Source organism: Providencia sp. (assembly GCF_040396775.1).
GTDB lineage: Bacteria > Pseudomonadota > Gammaproteobacteria > Enterobacterales > Enterobacteriaceae > Providencia.
Genome location: NZ_JBEBNT010000029.1, coordinates 13,172 through 30,151 on the forward strand (window position 1 = coordinate 13,172; position 16,980 = coordinate 30,151).

Consider the following 16,980-nt stretch of genomic DNA (forward strand, 5'->3'; position numbering starts at 1 on the left):
TAATTATTTGATTATGAATTAATTAACAAGCGCGATGACGCTCAATTAAATTCAGTAACGTTTCAGTGGCTGCCTGCCAATCATCGGCTTTGGTGATTGCACTGACCAGTGCCACACTGCCAACACCGGTCGCTAAAACAGCGGGAACACGGTCAATGGAAATTCCACCAATGGCGACAGTGGGGTAATCTGGCGTTACCTCTACCATTGCTTTAAGGGTTTCCAGCCCTTGGGGGGACGATGGCATCTCTTTGGTTTGTGTGGGGAAAATATGCCCCATGGCAATGTAAGAGGGACGCACGGATTTGGCGATGGCTAACTCATGTTCATCGTGAGTGGAAATGCCTAACCGAAGCCCTGCTTGGTGAATTGCCAGCAAATCAGTGGTTTCCAAATCCTCTTGGCCAAGGTGTACGCCGTAGGCACCAAACTCTACGGCTAAGCGCCAGTAGTCGTTGATAAATAACCGTGCGTTATGTTTTTTACCCAAAGCAATAGATTTTTGGATATCATCACGCACGTCAGTATCCGCTTTGTCTTTGATGCGTAATTGGAGGGTGGAAACACCTGCACTAAGCAGGCGTTCAATCCATTCAACGGAATCAACAACAGGGTAAAGGCCGAGGTATTGCTCAGTCTCTGGAAATGGCGTTGCTGGCACAATAATAGCGTTAGGCGATTTTTTCATTATCAGTGACCTCTGCGTTCACAATTTCTGCGCCATGGTATAGCTCGCTACCGTGGGCACGGAAAGCTTCAGACATCTGTTCCATACCCGCTTCCTTTTCGTTTGCCTCTTTTTGGGCTGCGTAATCACGCACTTCTTGGGAGATTTTCATCGAGCAGAATTTCGGGCCGCACATTGAGCAAAAATGGGCAATTTTCCCCGAAGCTTGCGGCAAGGTTTCATCGTGGTATTTACGTGCAGTTTCGGGGTCTAATGCCAAGTTAAACTGGTCTTCCCAGCGGAATTCGAAACGTGCTTTCGACATGGCATTATCGCGAATCTGTGCGCCTGGGTGGCCTTTGGCAAGGTCAGCTGCGTGCGCCGCAATTTTATAGGTGATAAGCCCTTGTTTAACATCGTCTTTGTTCGGCAAGCCCAAATGCTCTTTTGGTGTGACATAACAGAGCATTGCACAACCAAACCAGCCGATCATTGCCGCGCCAATGCCTGAGGTAAAGTGGTCATAACCCGGTGCAATATCGGTCGTGAGAGGGCCTAAGGTATAGAATGGGGCTTCGTGGCAATGTTCCAATTCTTCCGTCATGTTGCGGCGGATCATCTGCATCGGTACGTGACCGGGGCCTTCAATCATCACTTGGACGTCATATTCCCACGCAATTTTGGTTAACTCGCCAAGGGTATGAAGCTCGGCAAATTGTGCTGCATCGTTGGCATCTTGGATGGAACCCGGACGTAAACCATCGCCTAATGACAAGGAAACGTCGTAAGCGGCACAAATTTCACAGATTTCGCGGAAGTTTTCGTACAGGAAATTTTCTTGGTGATGTGATAGACACCATTTTGCCATGATAGAACCACCGCGTGAGACAATACCCGTCAAGCGTTTAGCTGTCATTGGCACGTAACGCAGCAAGACTCCAGCGTGGATAGTAAAGTAGTCAACGCCTTGCTCGGCTTGTTCTAATAACGTGTCGCGGAACATTTCCCACGTCAGGTTTTCGGCTACGCCATTGACTTTTTCAAGGGCTTGGTAGATTGGCACGGTGCCGATGGGTACTGGGCTATTACGTAAAATCCATTCACGGGTTTCATGGATGTAGCGGCCTGTGGACAAATCCATTACGGTATCTGCTCCCCAACGCGTTGACCAAATCAGTTTTTCCACTTCTTCTTCGATGGATGAAGTGACCGACGAGTTACCGATATTGGCGTTCACTTTCACTAAGAAGTTACGGCCAATGATCATTGGTTCAGATTCAGGGTGATTAATATTGGCAGGGATGATGGCACGGCCTGCGGCGACTTCTTGGCGAACGAAATCAGGGGTAATATTTTCGGGTAAATTAGCCCCAAAGCCTTGCCCTGGATGCTGTTGCAGCAGAACTTCACCACGAATACGTTCACGGCCCATATTCTCGCGGATAGCGATAAATTCCATTTCTGGGGTAATGATGCCTTTACGAGCGTAGTGAAGTTGGGTGACGCATTTGTTGGCTTGTGCTTTTAATGGGTGTGGGCGGTTGTTAAAGCGCAAGTGGTCGAGGCCTGCATCGGCAAGTCGCTGTTGCGTGAAATCAGAGCTTAAGTTTTCTACTTTGGTAGTGTCTGAGCGTTCGTTTATCCACGGTGCGCGAATTTTTTTCAGGCCTTTATGAACGTTGAGTTCTGATGTTGGGTCGCCATAAGGGCCTGAAGTGTCATAGATAGGAACGGGTTCGTTGTCTTCAAATTGCGGGTTGTCTTTGTCGCCACCAATAAGGGTTTGCGAAAGCTGGATTTCACGCATTGGGACTTGGATATCGTCTCTCGAACCTTGAAGATAAATACGTTCAGAATTGGGAAATGAAACGCCAGAAACTGTGTTGATAAAGTTTTCAGCGGCGTCACGTTGGGCTTTACGTGTGCGAGCAGGTGCAGCTTGTGGGGATAAATCAGCGGTCGGTATAACATTATTTGTAATATTGGACATAGCAATTTCCTGACATTGTCACGGCTATGATGCAAAACGCACCAAGCGGGTTTATCGAAAGAAAGTTGCTTGTCAGGAGTTCGGAGGAGTAATAAAAAGACGTTGCGTTTAAATTTTCACCAAACGGGAAATGGCAAAAATGGCGCTGAGTGATTACTCTTGTTCCCTTCGCGGGTATTAACCCGATCAGGTTCCGCGGATCCCGAATTAACGGTCTCAGCCTGATGCTATGCATACTAGGCACTCCGACAAGAGATTTCAGTATAAGCTTTTCTCGTTATTCTTCAAGCGATAAGTGCGTTGGCTGCATTCGGCTCCCCAAGTCACATACTTGTGTATGCTCCTTGGGATATCCTCGCTTGCCGCCTTCTTCTCACTTGAATTATTTAGAGGAAAGAGGAATAAGGTTATTTCCTCGTCATTATTCACCTCCTTCCTCTAGCACGAATAATTTAGAGGAACCTTTGAAAGGCAAGTTAGTTAAAATCTAAAAAATTGAAATCAAGGTTGGGAGAAAAATAAGGTTTATAAATTCCACTGATATTGCGGCCAATTATTTTCATTAGCGGCTTGGAGAAGGCGTGAGTCACCGTTAACGATAAAGGTTTCATCGGCGAATTGGCACATAGGGAGGTCATTGGCAGAGTCGGTGTAGAAATAGACATACGCATCGGTGATTGGCTGGTGGCGAACCCAATCCATAAGGCGTTTAACCTTACCTTCCTTAAAGGTCGGGATACCGTCAATTTCAGTGGTGTAGCAGCCATTTTTTTGCTTAATATCGATACCCATCGCGACGTCGGCATTGAGTTTAGCCGCGATCTTTTTGACAATAAACGAAACGGTCGCGGAGATCACAATAATCGGGATCCCTTTGGCGCGGTAGCGGGCGATCGTTTGAATCGCCTCAGGGTAGATCCTCGGTAAAATCACGCTTTGTACAAAATCATCCAGCCAGATATCCACTTGCTCTGTTTTGATATTGGCGAGGGTTTGCAGGTTAAAACGCAGGTATGTCGGCATATCCAACGTTCCTGCATTGTACTGCGCCATCATGGCTTTATCGGCTTCCACAAACTGTGGGTCACTGATAATTTGCTTATCCCACAGGTATTGCGTCCACAATACGCTGCTATCCCCTTGAATCAACGTATCATCTAAGTCAAAAATGGCTAATTGGTTTTGCATTATATTCCTATCGTATGATTAGCTAAGTGCACGAATTTCATTTTTATTAAACATTAACTCAAGGCGGGTACCAGGTTCAAATAAACGTTCAGAAGAGCGATTGAGCAAATCCACTGTCATATCCCCTGCGGGGGTATTCACGCTATAACGAATAATATTGCCAAGCAATTGATGGTCTAAAATTACGGCATCCACAGGGTGTGATATATGTGTCCCGTATTGGCGACCTGCTTCTTTCACATAAATAGATTCAGGGCGGATAGCGAGGGTGCCTTGTAAATTGACGCCTAACATTGCGTTGGCTTTGTGAGCATCCACCAAATTGTAATGACCCATAAAGCGAGCAACAAACTCGGAGGCAGGCTGGGTATAAATATTCTCTGCTGTATCGCTTTGTACGATCTGCCCTTTATTCATCAAAAAGATCCTATCGGACATGATCATCGCTTCGTCTTGGTCATGGGTAACAAAAATGGTCGTTAGCCCAAGCTCCCGCTGAATATGACGAATTTGCTGGCGCAAATGCTTACGAATACGCGCATCAAGGGCGGATAACGGCTCATCGAGCAACAAAATTTGCGGTTTCATCACGAGCGCCCTCGCCAGTGCCACGCGTTGGCGCTGCCCGCCGGATAATTGGTGAGGAAATTGCTGTTCTTTTCCTTGCAACTCAACCATTTCGATAACTTCTGCAACGGCTTTAGCTCTTTCGTTGCTATCGATTTTACGCATTTTTAAGCCGAAGGCGATATTGTCTGCGACGGTCATATTGGGAAAAAGCGCATAGCTTTGAAACACCATGCCCACGCCACGTTGCTGGGCAGGCTGATGGGTAATATTTTTGCGGTTAATATAAAGCTCACCACTATTCGGTTGCTCGAGGCCTGCGATACAGCGTAATAAAGTGGATTTCCCACAACCACTCGGCCCCAATAGGGTAATAAATTCGCCTTTTTCAATGGTGAATTGAATATCCGCAAAGACCTGATTTGACCCGAAGGATTTCGTTAAATTTTCAGCAATCACATAGCTCATCATTCATCTCCTGAACGATTCAAACGCATCGCTAACCACGTCAGCAATAACGTAAATAAGAAGTAAGACATCACCAATGCGGAAGTGAAGTGCCCACTGGTTTGGCGCATATTGAACAAGTAGATTTGCAAGGTCTCATAGCGTGTTCCCACTAAAATATTAGCAAACACAAACTCACCCATTAAAAATGAAAATGAAATTAATAATGAAACCAACATACCTTTGCGGATATTTGGTAGCACAATCATCATGAAAGCGTTAAAGGTATTCGCACCTAATAAATGCGCGGCATCCATCAGGTCATGTAAGTTAATACCTTGAAAACTATTGGCGAGGGCGCGGTACATAAATGGCAATGTGATGGTGAAATAGGTGCCAATTAAGATCCATGGCGTGCCCACTAACATAAATGGTTCGTCTGCAAAAATTTGTAACAAGCCGACGGATGACACCACAGGGGGGATTGCGAAAGGCAGGATAATCAATAAATCCATCAACCCTTTTAGCTTTGGAAAGCGATAAAACACCGCAAATGTCATTGGTAAAATGACCAAGGTACTGATTAACAGTGTGCCAAAACAGATAATCAACGAACGGCCAAATGCCATTAAAAAGCGCGGGTCTTGCCATAATTGCAGATACCATTTAATGGACAACGCATCGGGTAGTACGGTTGCTCCCCAAGAGCTGGCAATGGAATACAAAAATGTGGCAATAATCGGCAGCGCTAATAAGCTGGCAACACTGATTAACACTAACTTATGAAACCATAATCCAGCATTCTTATTCGTTATCACTGGGCTAATCGCATTGTTATTTTGCATGGTAGCTCCGCTTGATTAACCAATGATGGATCCCAGTGATAAACCCTAAGATAGCGATAAGCAGAACAGATAACGCTGCCGCCATATTTGGCTCGAGGAATAAATCACCAGATACTAAACTGGCAATACGGATGGTCACAAGGTTGTAGTTACCGCTGGTTAAGGCATAAGTACTGGCATACGCGCCCATCGCATTGGCAATTAAGATAATAAACGTGCCGAGTAAAGCAGGGGAAAGCACCGGAATCGCGACCTTTAACCAATAGGTTAATTTGCTGGCTCCCATGGTTTTTGCCGCATCTTCCCATTCAGGTTTGAGGGCATCAAAGGCAGGATAGAGCAACAACACACCGAGTGGGATTTGAAAATAAACATACAACAGCATTAAACCGCTGGCGCTATAGATATTAAAATCTTCAATAATTCCCCATGCTTTGAGCTGCAACGTGATTGCGCCATTAAAGCCCAAAATAATGATAAACGCGAAAGCTAAGGGAACGCCGCTAAAGTTGCTTGCCATGGTGGTGAATGAAATCATCATTCGGCGAACCTTGCCTTGCATCTTGTAGATAGAAAAGGCGGTAACACTGGCGATAAACAAACCGATCACGCTACAAATTAATGATAACCATAAGGTGTTTTCGAAGGCTTGCAGGTAAAAATCATTGGCAAATACTTCAAGGTAATTACCGATGGACCAGACTTCCTCATAGATAAAGCTGTTGATAAGCACCCAAATCATCGGGGCGATTTGAAATAGGCCAAACAGCACAAAAAAGGGCAGCAATAATAATGCCGCGCGCCAATGAAAACGGGCAAAGGTTTTTTTTAACATGGCCATTTTCCCCAGCTGTGGTTGGGTTTGCTCGTAAGGTGCAGTGAGATCTGCCATCATGCATCTCCTCGTAATAGCGCATCACACACCGATTTATCGAGTGGGTCGATACCCAATAAACGGCAGACCGTGCCACAAATATCGGTTTGCTGAATATCGCAAGGGTGATGGGCAAACTTTGAACCGATAACAAACAGCGGAACCAAACACTCTTCAGGAAGTGTGCCGCCATGGCTACGATCATTGTTCATACCATGGTCGCTTGTGACAAGAACTTGATAGCCTTGTTCAATCCATGTTGGGATGTAATTCGATAAAATAATATCTGCGTGGCGAGCTGCATTGCGGTATTGCGGTGAATCAAACCCAAACTTATGCCCTGTATCATCGATATTCATTGGGTGAATCAACAAGAAATCAGGGTTAAATTGACTACGCAAATATTCTGCATCCAGAAAGAGATGGTCATCGGGGTAGCTGTCTGCGTGGTAAAAGCAGCCGTGCTGAATAGTAAGCAGTTCATCATGCGTAAAACGGTCTCGAGTCGCTACAAAGGGGGCGCGGTTATAGAGCTCGCTCACCCAATAATAAGCGGCGGCGGCAGTAGTTTTACCCGCAAGACGCGCGAGAGAGAAAATGCTGTCAAAGTGGGATAAGCGTACAACTTCATTGTTGACGACCCCGCTTTTGACTGGCGGTACACCCGTTAAAATGCATTCATATAGCGGGCGAGACATGGAAGGGAGTTCGCACTCCAACTGGTAAAGTGTTGCGCTGTCGGCGTTGATGAGTCCATTGAGATAGCCCATGCAATGATGGGCTACTGAATAACTTAAACCGTCTAGGACAACAAGTATGACTTTCTCAGACATCAGACTTTTATTCCTAAATTCAACAAATTCAATTACTGCTGGTGGATCAGAACTTGTTGTTGCCACATTTTTGGTAAATTACGCGATGATTTTTCCCAGCCCTCGGCATCTTTAATTGGCTGAACATTTTTATACTGTGCTTCCGGCAGTAATTTGGCTTTCACATCATCAGGTAATGTCAGGTATTGGGCACGGATAGGGCGTGCATAGCCTTCGGCAAGGTTTAACTGGCCTTTATCACTGAAGATAAACTCACGCGCTAACTTGGCGGCATTTGGGTTTTTTGCAAACTTATTGATGATGGTGGTGTAACCTGAGATCACTGAACCATCGGAGGGGATCACAACCGTAAAGCGATCGCGGTTGATCTGATCGCGATAATTCAAGGCATTAAAGTCCCATAAGATCCCAACTTCCACTTCACCTTTTTCGATGTTTGCAACAGTAGGGTCATTGACGGATAGGCGTTTTTGCTTCGCTAACTCAGCAAATAATTCAATGGCGGGTTTGAGGTTGTTTTCATCGCCACCACGGGCAAATGCAGCGGCTAAAACGGCGTTATTGGCTTGCGCTGCAATCCCAACATCCCCCACGGTGACTTTGTATTTACCTTTCAGTAAGTCGTCCCAACTTTTAGGCGCATCTTTGACTAAGTCGTTATTAATCATAAAAGCAATCGAACCGGTATAGGCTAACGCCCAATGGCCGTCTTTATCTTTTGCCCAATCAGGGATTTGTGACCATGTGGTGGGTTTATAAGGCTGAGTGACCCCTTTTTGCACCGCGACAGGGCCAAATGAAGCACCAACATCACCGATATCTGCCGTTGCGTTATTTTTTTCGGCGGCAAATTTGGCAATTTCTTGTGCAGAACTCATGTCTGTATCTTGGTGTTTTAAGCCGTATTGCGTGGCTAAATCTTGCCAAGTTCCTTTCCAGTTAGCCCAAGAATCAGGCATCCCAACGCTGTAAACTTGCCCTTCTTTTTTCGCCGCATTGATTAACTCTGTTAAATTAGCATCAGCAGCAAATGTCATACTGGATGCGGTCAGTGATAGTAAAATCGCAGGAACGATAGCTTTCATTATTTTCTCACTTTTGAGTAACGGTGAACCAGATTGGTTACTGAGCATCCTAATTTTAATAAGTGACAGTGAGTTGACCGTTTTATGACAGTTTTTAGACATTTTAGGGGATGAATTGTCTAAAAACTGTCAAAATTGGCAGGGATATAAAATGAAATAAACGTTTGAATGACATTGTGTCAAAGAAGTGTATTGTGTGATTCGAAACTGATTTTTTTATCGACAACCTTTTTATCAACAATGAAATGAAAAGCCAAAAAAGATAGAGAAAATGAATAAATTAACGTTAGTAGGAACAGAAAGTGGCTGGTGGTTCGTCTGTTTCGCAGGTCGGCTGTGGTTACCGAAAGGGGATATTCCACGCGGCAGTGCTAAAGACTATTCATTAGAAGGTAAAAGTGCGACGCCAATCGGTGAATGGCAAGGGGAAATTGTCTGGTTGGTAGCGGAAAAAATGCCATCCGATATGGCATCGCCGCGGGTTGTTGCCGCGCAAGATGACGGTTTATTTCGCCTAGCTGGGCGCGGTGTACAATTGGCTGAATTTTATCGTTCTCATCGCTATTGTGGTTATTGTGGTACCGCCATGCGCCATAGTGCAACGGAATGGGCGTGCTTGTGTGATCATTGCCATGAGCGCTATTACCCGCAAATTGCTCCTTGTATTATCGTGGGGATCCGCCGTGATGACCAGATTCTCTTGGCACAGCACCGCCGTCATTCGCAAAACCCATTGTTTACCGTATTGGCAGGTTTTGTTGAAGTGGGTGAAACATTAGAAGAAGCCGTTATGCGCGAAGTCATGGAAGAGAGCCAAATAAAAGTGAAAAATATTCGCTATGTCTCTTCACAGCCATGGCCTTTCCCTCATTCCTTAATGATGGGCTTCCTTGCAGATTACGAGAGCGGTGATATTCAGGTTGATCCAAAGGAATTGGTCAGTGCAAATTGGTATCATTACAATGACTTACCGCTTATTCCTCCTGGGGACACTATCGCAAGGCGCTTAATTGAGGACACAGTCGCATTGTGTCGTCAAAGTGAGTACGAATCGGACAAATAGCAGTGCGCTGATATTGTTGCCTTTTACATGTTACAATAGCCATCTTTGCTTATAGCCATTTGCGGCGGCCACTAATAATAATGGAGTAAATAATGACTGAGTTAAAAAATGACCGCTATCTACGTGCTCTGCTACGTCAGCCTGTAGATGTGACCCCGGTATGGATGATGCGTCAAGCGGGGCGTTATTTGCCTGAATACAAAGCAACGCGCGCCGAGGCCGGTGATTTTATTGCTCTGTGCAAAAATACTGAGCTTGCGTGCGAAGTGACGCTTCAGCCGTTACGTCGCTTTCCATTAGACGCCGCAATTTTATTCTCTGATATCCTAACTATCCCTGATGCAATGGGACTTGGGTTGTATTTTGAAACAGGTGAAGGCCCTCGTTTTCAAAAGCCTATCACCAGTGCGGCAGATGTGAAAAATATCCCAATTCCCGACCCTGAAATGGAGCTGGGATATGTGATGGACGCGGTTCGCGCCATTCGTAAAGCTCTTGAAGGAAATGTGCCACTGATTGGTTTCTCTGGAAGCCCATGGACATTGGCGACGTATATGGTGGAAGGTGGCAGTAGTAAGGCTTTCACTAAAATCAAAAAAATGATGTATGAAGATCCGAATACACTGCATTTATTACTGGATAAACTGGCGGATAGCGTCATTTTATACTTAAATGCACAAATTCGTGCGGGCGCACAATCCATCATGATTTTTGATACGTGGGGCGGTGTATTAACTAAGCGTGATTATTTACAGTTTTCGCTGAATTACATGCATAAGATTATCGATGGATTAATTCGCGAAAATGATGGTCGTCGAGTGCCTGTTACTTTATTCACTAAAGGTGGCGGCCAATGGCTAGAAGAAATGGCTGCAACAGGCTGTGATGCATTAGGTCTTGATTGGACAACAGAAATTGCCGATGCACGTCGTCGTGTGGGGGATAAAGTTGCATTGCAAGGCAATATGGATCCTTCTATGTTGTATGCGCCGCCTGCACGTATTGAAGACGAAGTGCAAAATATCCTGTCTGGTTTTGGTCACGGCGAAGGGCATGTATTCAACTTAGGTCACGGCATCCATCAGGATGTGCCTCCTGAGCATGCAGGCGCGTTTGTTGATGCAGTTCACCGTTTTTCTCGTCAATATCATCAGTAGTCATCATTTCTTGATGTTCTTGATTTGTGGTGTATTTATGGAACCTTGTAAGTACACCATTATCATCTATGATTAAGATTAATTCAGTATCGCAGCATTGGATGCGCTATGGTTTTAGATACTCAACAGTTACGAAAAGAACAAATTAGCCAAGCTTCAAAAATCATTTTGCAGGATGAATTTCCATCATTGAAATTGATTGGTGGGGCGGATGTGGGCTTTGAGCAAGAAGGTGCTATTACTCGTGCAGTGGTGGCAGTACTTTCTTGGCCACAGCTGGAGCTTGTTGAGTACCAAATAGCACGCATACCGACTCAACTGCCTTATATACCCGGGTTACTTTCATTTAGAGAAGTACCTGGTTTAATGGCAGCGTGGGAAAAAATACAGTATAAACCTGAACTAGTCCTCGTGGATGGGCAAGGCATTGCTCACCCAAGGCGCTTTGGTGTGGCTTGCCATTTTGGTTTGCAAGCCAATGTTGCGACGATAGGTGTTGCGAAAAGCCGCTTATGTGGTGATGCAGGTGAATTAGGTGAAGCCCCCGAAAGTGTTCAGCCATTAATGGCAGGTGAAAATCAGCTCGGTTGGGTATTGCGAAGCAAAAAACGCTGCAAACCATTATATGTTTCGCCGGGGCATAAAGTCGGTTTTTCGTCTTCCTTAGAGTGGGTTAAACAGTGTCTAAAGGGTTATAGGTTGCCTGAACCAACACGTTTTGCTGATGGAATTGCATCAAATCGAACGTTTTTTAAGCGAATGAATGAGAAAATCAGCTAATTATCAGCAAAATATGTGGCATTGACAGATTTTCAGGTAAACTGCGAAGTATTAAGATTGATGAGTCAGAAATTATGTTAAGAAATCCCATTCATTTGAGGTTGGAAAAATTAGAAAGCTGGCAGCATACAACTTTCATGGCAAGCCTATGTGAAAGAATGTACCCCAACTTTCAGATGTTTTGTCAGCAAACTGAATTTGCCGATGCAAAAGTTTATCGTTCCATCCTTGATTTAGTTTGGGAAACTTTGGTCATTAAAGATAGCAAAGTCAATTTCGACAGTCAGTTAGAAAAATTAGAAGAAATTATCCCATCAGCAGATGATTTCGATATGTATGGTGTGTACCCAGCTATTGATGCCTGTATTGCATTGGGTGAAGTTATTCACTCGAAACTGAGTGGCGAAACTCTCGAACATGCGATACTGGTTAGCGAAGCCTCCATTCGTACGGTTGCCATGCTCGAAATGACTCAAGCAGGGCGGGAAATGACAGAAGAAGAGCTCAAAGAAATTCCTGCGGTTGAAGAAGAGTGGGATATCCAGTGGGACATTTTCCGTTTACTGGCAGCTTGTGAAGAGCGCGACTTAGAGTTAATTAAAGGATTAAAATCTGACCTTCGCGAAGCGGGGGTGAGCAATATAGGTATTACTTTAGGCTAATTTTTACGCTTTCGTTATCGAAAACGTGACTTAGCGCAGTAATGCTGAGTACTAAGACTTCACATTTGCCCCTACTCTGGTCTACATTTAGGGGCGAGAAGAAGTGGCTATCGGGGGCGTGTATCAGGGGCTGTCAATTTGGCATATCCGACGCACTCGATGCTTTGCAAACGATAAACACACTGTGTAAGGATAATTTATGAACAAGACTGAATTAGTTGATGCTATCGCAGAATCAGCAGACCTGACCAAAGTTCAGGCAAAAGCAGCTTTAGAATCTACTCTGAATGCTATTTCTGAAACGCTGAAAAAAGGCGAGCAAGTACAACTGGTCGGTTTCGGTACTTTTAAAGTTAGCCACCGTGCTGCTCGTACTGGTCGTAACCCACAAACTAAAGCAGAAATTCAAATTCCTGCGACAACTGTGCCTGCTTTCTCTGCCGGTAAAGCACTGAAAGAAGCTGTAAAATAAGTACATTGTACAGTCGAATTATCAGAGGGGGTAAGAAACTACCCCTTTTGTTTATTCAAAAAGGGTTGCTGGTATTGGGAACTCTCTCAATGCTAAGCGCCTGCTCCTCGAATGCACCAAAGCTCCCAGAGTTTAGTGCAAGCGGTTTTATTGCCGATGATGGCGTCATTCGGATGTGGCGGCTGAACGATGCAAAAAGCCAACCTCTTGTCCTGATGGTGGTTTATAGCCCCTATAAAGGCACGGACACTTCCGTTAATTTCTTCGAGTACCGCTCTGGTAACCTCTGGCAAATTCGCAGCCAAATATTGAATCAACAAGGTGGTGATATCACCGAACAGTTACGCTTCGATAAAAATAATGACGTTATTTTTATGCAGCGTGCTCAGGATGGTAGTAAGACCCCGCTTTCTACCGATGAAATTACGCGTTGGCGCTTTGAAGCCCAAAGAGTACTCGAGACCAACACTGCCCTTGTCGTTGGTGGCGTTAAACTTTACCAAGGACGTTGGCAACAAGGTAAAGTGACGACATGTGAAGGTGAAGTGCGGGACGTGACTTTCGAACCGTATGCTGAAAATTGGTTACAAAACCGTGCGAAAGTGTGGCACTCACAATTGAATTTGGCGTGGCTGGAATCTTCCGAGGGAAATCAGCTTTTGATGGTGGCGGATACCGATTTTTGCCGCTGGCAACCTAGTAAAGATTCGCTGTAACCTCACTGCTCGTCGTCTTTCAATCCATGGCGTTGTTAGCTGCTCTCAGCTACCCTAGTCACATACTTATGTATGCTCCCAATTTTCGTCATCCTTCGTGCTGTGGCTGTGTTGGCTTCATTCGGCTACTTGGGTCACATACTTATTATGCTCCCCAAGCTATCCTCATTTTGCCGCCTAGCCACAACGCGAATGATTTAGGAAATTACGGTAAGCTAGAAACAGATTAACTTATTCAATAATGGCCCGTTATGTTCCCCAAACTATCCTCATTTTTCCACCTAGCCATGAATTGAAATCCTTAGAGCCATTGCCTACTAGTAAAAACAAACAACAATAAAAAAGCTGATAAAAGTTTCCTCTTATCAGCTTAGGGAGTAGCTTAGTATTTTGTATTACTTAATACGTGCGATGGCGCGATAGCCGATATCGTTGCGATAGAAGCTATCATTCCAGCGAATATTTTTGGCCGCTTCATAGGCTTTTGTTTGCGCTTTTTCGATATCATCACCCAGTGCGGTCACACATAATACACGGCCACCGGCGGTAACGACTTCGCCATCTTTCATGCGAGTGCCAGCATGGAACACTTTGCTATCAGCGGCTTCAGTGGTTGGCAATCCAGAAATAACATCGCCATTACGGTAATCCCCAGGGTAACCCCCTGCGGCAATGACAACACCTAAAGCGGGGCGCTCATCCCACAGTGAATCTTTGCCTGCCAGCTCACCGTTCGCGCCAGCTAAACACAGTGCGACTAAGTCTGACTGTAAACGCATCATGATAGGCTGCGTTTCAGGATCGCCAAAGCGGCAGTTAAATTCGATAACTTTTGGATTGCCCGCTTTATCAATCATTAACCCTGCGTATAAGAAACCTTGGTAACGGTTACCTTCCTGATCCATGCCTTTAACAGTAGGATAAATCACTTGCTCCATCACACGTTGATGAATTTCATCTGTGACAACCGGAGCGGGAGAGTAAGCCCCCATTCCGCCTGTATTGAGGCCCGTATCACCATTACCAACACGTTTATGGTCTTGGCTAGTGGCCATTGGGATGACATTCTCACCATCGACCATCACAATAAAGCTGGCTTCTTCACCATCAAGAAACTCTTCAATCACAATACGGTGGCCTGCATCGCCAAAGGCATTGCCTGCTAACATATCTTGCACAGCGTCTTTTGCTTCTTGCAGTGTCATCGCGACAATAACGCCTTTACCCGCCGCTAAGCCATCGGCTTTAATCACGATAGGCGCGCCGACTTTATCTAAATACGCTAAAGCGAGTTCCACTTCGGTGAAATTTGCATAAGCCGCAGTAGGAATATGATGCCGAGCCAAAAAGTCCTTAGTAAATGCCTTCGAACCTTCGAGTTGAGCAGCCCCTTTTGTTGGACCAAAAATGGTCAAGCCAGCGGCTTTAAATGTATCGACAACGCCAATCACTAAGGGGGCTTCAGGGCCGACAATCGTTAAATCGATCTGTTTTTCTTTGGCGAATTGCAGCAGGCCATCAATATCAGTGGCAGAAATATTCACATTTTCAAGAGCAGGCTCAAGCGCAGTTCCTGCATTACCCGGTGCAACGTAAACTTTTTTTGTTAGAGGCGATTGCGCCGCTTTCCACGCTAATGCATGTTCACGACCACCACCACCAATAATTAATATATTCATGAGTAATCTCCTAATAATTAGTGACGGAAATGGCGCATATTTGTGAAAATCATTGCAATGCCATGTTCATTTGCAGCAGCAATAACTTCTTCATCACGAATCGACCCACCTGGTTGAATAACACAGGTAACACCAACAGAGGCAGCTGCATCGATGCCATCGCGGAATGGGAAAAAGGCATCTGAAGCCATCGCACAGCCTGCAACTTCTAAACCTTCGTCGGCCGCTTTGATCCCCGCAATTTTAGCTGAGTACACTCGGCTCATTTGGCCTGCACCAATTCCGATGGTCATGTCATTTTTTGAATAAACAATGGCATTTGATTTAACAAATTTCGCAACTTTCCAGCAGAATAGGGCATCTTTTAGCTCACGCTCAGTAGGTTGGCGTGTAGTAACAACACGTAACTCTTCTTTTTCTACCATACCTAAATCACGGTCTTGCACTAATAAGCCACCGTTAACACGCTTGAAATCCAAGCCTGCGACTGGTTTGCTCCACTCACCACAAACAAGTACGCGAACATTTTGTTTGGTTTCAAGAATAGGTAATGCATCATCAGCGACGGATGGCGCAATAATTACTTCAACAAATTGGCGCTCGATGATTGCTTGTGCGGTTGTTTTATCTAACTGACGGTTAAACGCAATGATACCGCCGAATGCAGAGGTTGGGTCAGTTTTGAATGCATTATCATAAGCTGCATGAAGATCTTTGCCGATAGCGACGCCACAAGGGTTTGCATGTTTCACAATCACGCAGGCAGGTTCGTCGAATGACTTCACACATTCAAGAGCGGCATCGGTATCCGCGATATTATTATAAGAAAGTGCCTTGCCTTGAATTTGCTGTGCGGTTGCAATTGACGCTTCTTTTGGATTTTCTTCTATATAGAAAGCGGCATCTTGGTGGCTGTTTTCCCCATAACGCATATCTTGTTTTTTAATAAAGTTTAAGTTCAAGGTGCGGGGGAAGCGACCTGAAGGCTGCGTGGTGTCACCATAATAAGGTGCAACAAGCTCGCCGAAATAGTTGGCGATCATGCTGTCGTAGGCCGCTGTGTGTTCGAATGCCTTTATTGCCAAGTCAAAACGGGTCGTCCAATTCAGCGAGTTTTGGTGATTGTCCATTTCATCAATAATAGTTTGGTAGTCATTGCTGTTGACTACGATTGCAACGTCTTTATGGTTCTTAGCAGCGGAGCGCACCATAGTTGGGCCACCGATATCAATATTCTCAACCGCATCTTCCAGTGTGCAGTTTGGTTTTGCGACGGTTTGAGCAAAAGGATATAAATTCACAACAACCATATCGATAGGCGAAATATCATGTTCTTGCATGATTGCATCATCAGTGCCACGGCGTCCTAAAATGCCACCATGAACTTTCGGGTGCAACGTTTTTACGCGGCCATCCATCATTTCAGGGAATCCGGTGTAATCTGAAACTTCAGTCACGTTAAGACCTGATTCTGCGAGGAGTTTCGCAGTACCGCCAGTTGATAGAAGTTCAACACCACGTTCGGAAAGCGCTTTAGCGAATTCAACAACCCCTGTTTTATCAGACACACTAAGCAGGGCACGACGAATAGGACGAAGCAGTTGCATGAGATAGATCCCTTGGATTTGAATAAATAAGGCAATACGAATATCAATGAGTGAAAAGCCACTGGCTTTTCTTATATACCTATTTATAAAAGCGGAATTTGATTGCTTCTTCAATAGCTATATATAAGTCACTAACAATTTCAGAACATAAAAATAAAATCGATGCTGAAATTTCGTGCTAATTGTAACGCAAACGTTTGCGTAATGCGCGATAAATTTTAAATTATTTTCGCTTTGTGGATAACTTGGTGGATAAGTCAGTATAAGTAGGGGTTTTGCTGTGGAATGCAGCAGTTGAATAAAAAAATGCAAAAAAGGGGTTGCCAGATTTTTCTGACTCCCTATAAT

General features: G+C 44.9%; 16 protein-coding genes and 1 riboswitch. Of the genes, 6 read left to right on the forward strand and 10 right to left on the reverse strand.

What is annotated here, in order from left to right:
- Positions 1 to 22: 22 nt before the first annotated feature.
- The 8 genes from thiE to ABWP91_RS19130 all read right to left on the reverse strand — a co-directional run bounded on the left by thiE (position 23) and on the right by ABWP91_RS19130 (position 8,496).
- The gene (gene thiE, locus ABWP91_RS19095; RefSeq protein ID WP_353244585.1) at positions 23 to 688 is read right to left on the reverse strand and encodes a thiamine phosphate synthase; all 666 of its coding nucleotides are present in this window, start codon (positions 686 to 688) and stop codon (positions 23 to 25) included.
- Positions 672 to 2,657, reverse strand: coding sequence for a phosphomethylpyrimidine synthase ThiC (gene thiC, locus ABWP91_RS19100; RefSeq protein ID WP_353244586.1), 1,986 nt, complete (start codon positions 2,655 to 2,657; stop codon positions 672 to 674). Before thiC ends, thiE begins: the two co-directional genes overlap by 17 nt.
- 146 nt (positions 2,658 to 2,803) lie before the next feature.
- Positions 2,804 to 2,915: riboswitch (TPP riboswitch) on the reverse strand.
- A 267-nt stretch (positions 2,916 to 3,182) separates the two neighbouring features.
- Positions 3,183 to 3,845: an HAD family hydrolase gene (locus tag ABWP91_RS19105; RefSeq protein WP_353244587.1), complete on the reverse strand. Its 663-nt coding sequence runs from the start codon at positions 3,843 to 3,845 to the stop codon at positions 3,183 to 3,185.
- Between the two features lie 18 nt (positions 3,846 to 3,863).
- On the reverse strand, positions 3,864 to 4,880 hold the full coding sequence (locus tag ABWP91_RS19110) for an ABC transporter ATP-binding protein (RefSeq protein ID WP_353244598.1): 1,017 nt from the start codon (positions 4,878 to 4,880) through the stop codon (positions 3,864 to 3,866).
- Positions 4,880 to 5,704 (reverse strand): ABC transporter permease, encoded by an 825-nt coding sequence (locus ABWP91_RS19115; protein WP_353244588.1) that lies wholly within the window; start codon positions 5,702 to 5,704, stop codon positions 4,880 to 4,882. The genes ABWP91_RS19110 and ABWP91_RS19115 overlap by 1 nt, the downstream gene beginning before the upstream one ends.
- Positions 5,694 to 6,596: an ABC transporter permease gene (locus ABWP91_RS19120; RefSeq protein ID WP_353244599.1), complete on the reverse strand. Its 903-nt coding sequence runs from the start codon at positions 6,594 to 6,596 to the stop codon at positions 5,694 to 5,696. Before ABWP91_RS19120 ends, ABWP91_RS19115 begins: the two co-directional genes overlap by 11 nt.
- On the reverse strand, positions 6,596 to 7,411 hold the full coding sequence (locus ABWP91_RS19125; RefSeq protein WP_353244589.1) for an alkaline phosphatase family protein: 816 nt from the start codon (positions 7,409 to 7,411) through the stop codon (positions 6,596 to 6,598). The genes ABWP91_RS19120 and ABWP91_RS19125 overlap by 1 nt, the downstream gene beginning before the upstream one ends.
- A 32-nt stretch (positions 7,412 to 7,443) precedes the next feature.
- The gene (locus ABWP91_RS19130) at positions 7,444 to 8,496 is read right to left on the reverse strand and encodes an ABC transporter substrate-binding protein (RefSeq protein WP_353244590.1); all 1,053 of its coding nucleotides are present in this window, start codon (positions 8,494 to 8,496) and stop codon (positions 7,444 to 7,446) included.
- Positions 8,497 to 8,767: 271 nt separating this feature from the next.
- On the opposite strand from ABWP91_RS19130, the gene nudC reads away from it, so the two are divergent.
- The 6 genes from nudC (at position 8,768) to ABWP91_RS19160 (ending at position 13,346) form a co-directional block, all read left to right on the forward strand.
- The gene (gene nudC / locus ABWP91_RS19135; protein ID WP_353244591.1) at positions 8,768 to 9,559 is read left to right on the forward strand and encodes an NAD(+) diphosphatase; all 792 of its coding nucleotides are present in this window, start codon (positions 8,768 to 8,770) and stop codon (positions 9,557 to 9,559) included.
- 92 nt (positions 9,560 to 9,651) lie between these two features.
- Positions 9,652 to 10,716, forward strand: a complete 1,065-nt coding sequence (gene hemE / locus ABWP91_RS19140) for a uroporphyrinogen decarboxylase (protein ID WP_219245485.1) — start codon at positions 9,652 to 9,654, stop codon at positions 10,714 to 10,716.
- 108 nt (positions 10,717 to 10,824) lie between these two features.
- Positions 10,825 to 11,496 carry a deoxyribonuclease V gene (gene nfi, locus ABWP91_RS19145; RefSeq protein WP_353244592.1) on the forward strand — a complete coding sequence of 224 codons (672 nt, stop codon included), beginning with the start codon at positions 10,825 to 10,827 and terminating at the stop codon, positions 11,494 to 11,496.
- Between the two features lie 74 nt (positions 11,497 to 11,570).
- Positions 11,571 to 12,158 carry a YjaG family protein gene (locus ABWP91_RS19150; protein ID WP_353244593.1) on the forward strand — a complete coding sequence of 196 codons (588 nt, stop codon included), beginning with the start codon at positions 11,571 to 11,573 and terminating at the stop codon, positions 12,156 to 12,158.
- Between the two features lie 199 nt (positions 12,159 to 12,357).
- Entirely contained in the window at positions 12,358 to 12,630 is a 273-nt protein-coding gene (gene hbs, locus ABWP91_RS19155) for a non-specific DNA-binding protein Hbs (protein ID WP_004264522.1), read from the forward strand.
- Between the two features lie 89 nt (positions 12,631 to 12,719).
- Positions 12,720 to 13,346: a DUF1481 domain-containing protein gene (locus ABWP91_RS19160; protein ID WP_353244594.1), complete on the forward strand. Its 627-nt coding sequence runs from the start codon at positions 12,720 to 12,722 to the stop codon at positions 13,344 to 13,346.
- A 395-nt stretch (positions 13,347 to 13,741) separates the two neighbouring features.
- Here the strand turns inward: ABWP91_RS19160 and purD are convergent, their stop codons facing one another.
- Together purD and purH are read right to left on the reverse strand one after the other, a co-directional pair.
- Positions 13,742 to 15,025, reverse strand: coding sequence for a phosphoribosylamine--glycine ligase (purD, locus tag ABWP91_RS19165; protein WP_353244595.1), 1,284 nt, complete (start codon positions 15,023 to 15,025; stop codon positions 13,742 to 13,744).
- 17 nt (positions 15,026 to 15,042) lie between these two features.
- Complete coding sequence (gene purH, locus ABWP91_RS19170; protein WP_353244596.1) at positions 15,043 to 16,632, reverse strand: bifunctional phosphoribosylaminoimidazolecarboxamide formyltransferase/IMP cyclohydrolase; 1,590 nt, start codon at positions 16,630 to 16,632, stop codon at positions 15,043 to 15,045.
- Between the last annotated feature and the right edge of the window lie 348 nt (positions 16,633 to 16,980).

Excerpts from the sequence above, each read along its gene's own strand:
- hbs (WP_004264522.1), top strand. The coding sequence starts at position 12,358 with ATGAACAAGACTGAATTAGTTGATGCTATCGCAGAATCAGCAGACCTG.
- thiE (WP_353244585.1), bottom strand. The coding sequence starts at position 688 with ATGAAAAAATCGCCTAACGCTATTATTGTGCCAGCAACGCCATTTCCA.
- hemE (WP_219245485.1), top strand. The coding sequence starts at position 9,652 with ATGACTGAGTTAAAAAATGACCGCTATCTACGTGCTCTGCTACGTCAG.
- nfi (WP_353244592.1), top strand. The coding sequence starts at position 10,825 with ATGGTTTTAGATACTCAACAGTTACGAAAAGAACAAATTAGCCAAGCT.
- nudC (WP_353244591.1), top strand. The coding sequence starts at position 8,768 with ATGAATAAATTAACGTTAGTAGGAACAGAAAGTGGCTGGTGGTTCGTC.
- ABWP91_RS19115 (WP_353244588.1), bottom strand. The coding sequence starts at position 5,704 with ATGCAAAATAACAATGCGATTAGCCCAGTGATAACGAATAAGAATGCT.
- thiC (WP_353244586.1), bottom strand. The coding sequence starts at position 2,657 with ATGTCCAATATTACAAATAATGTTATACCGACCGCTGATTTATCCCCA.
- ABWP91_RS19150 (WP_353244593.1), top strand. The coding sequence starts at position 11,571 with ATGTTAAGAAATCCCATTCATTTGAGGTTGGAAAAATTAGAAAGCTGG.
- ABWP91_RS19125 (WP_353244589.1), bottom strand. The coding sequence starts at position 7,411 with ATGTCTGAGAAAGTCATACTTGTTGTCCTAGACGGTTTAAGTTATTCA.
- ABWP91_RS19160 (WP_353244594.1), top strand. The coding sequence starts at position 12,720 with ATGCTAAGCGCCTGCTCCTCGAATGCACCAAAGCTCCCAGAGTTTAGT.
- purH (WP_353244596.1), bottom strand. The coding sequence starts at position 16,632 with ATGCAACTGCTTCGTCCTATTCGTCGTGCCCTGCTTAGTGTGTCTGAT.
- ABWP91_RS19105 (WP_353244587.1), bottom strand. The coding sequence starts at position 3,845 with ATGCAAAACCAATTAGCCATTTTTGACTTAGATGATACGTTGATTCAA.
- ABWP91_RS19130 (WP_353244590.1), bottom strand. The coding sequence starts at position 8,496 with ATGAAAGCTATCGTTCCTGCGATTTTACTATCACTGACCGCATCCAGT.
- ABWP91_RS19120 (WP_353244599.1), bottom strand. The coding sequence starts at position 6,596 with ATGGCAGATCTCACTGCACCTTACGAGCAAACCCAACCACAGCTGGGG.
- purD (WP_353244595.1), bottom strand. The coding sequence starts at position 15,025 with ATGAATATATTAATTATTGGTGGTGGTGGTCGTGAACATGCATTAGCG.
- ABWP91_RS19110 (WP_353244598.1), bottom strand. The coding sequence starts at position 4,880 with ATGAGCTATGTGATTGCTGAAAATTTAACGAAATCCTTCGGGTCAAAT.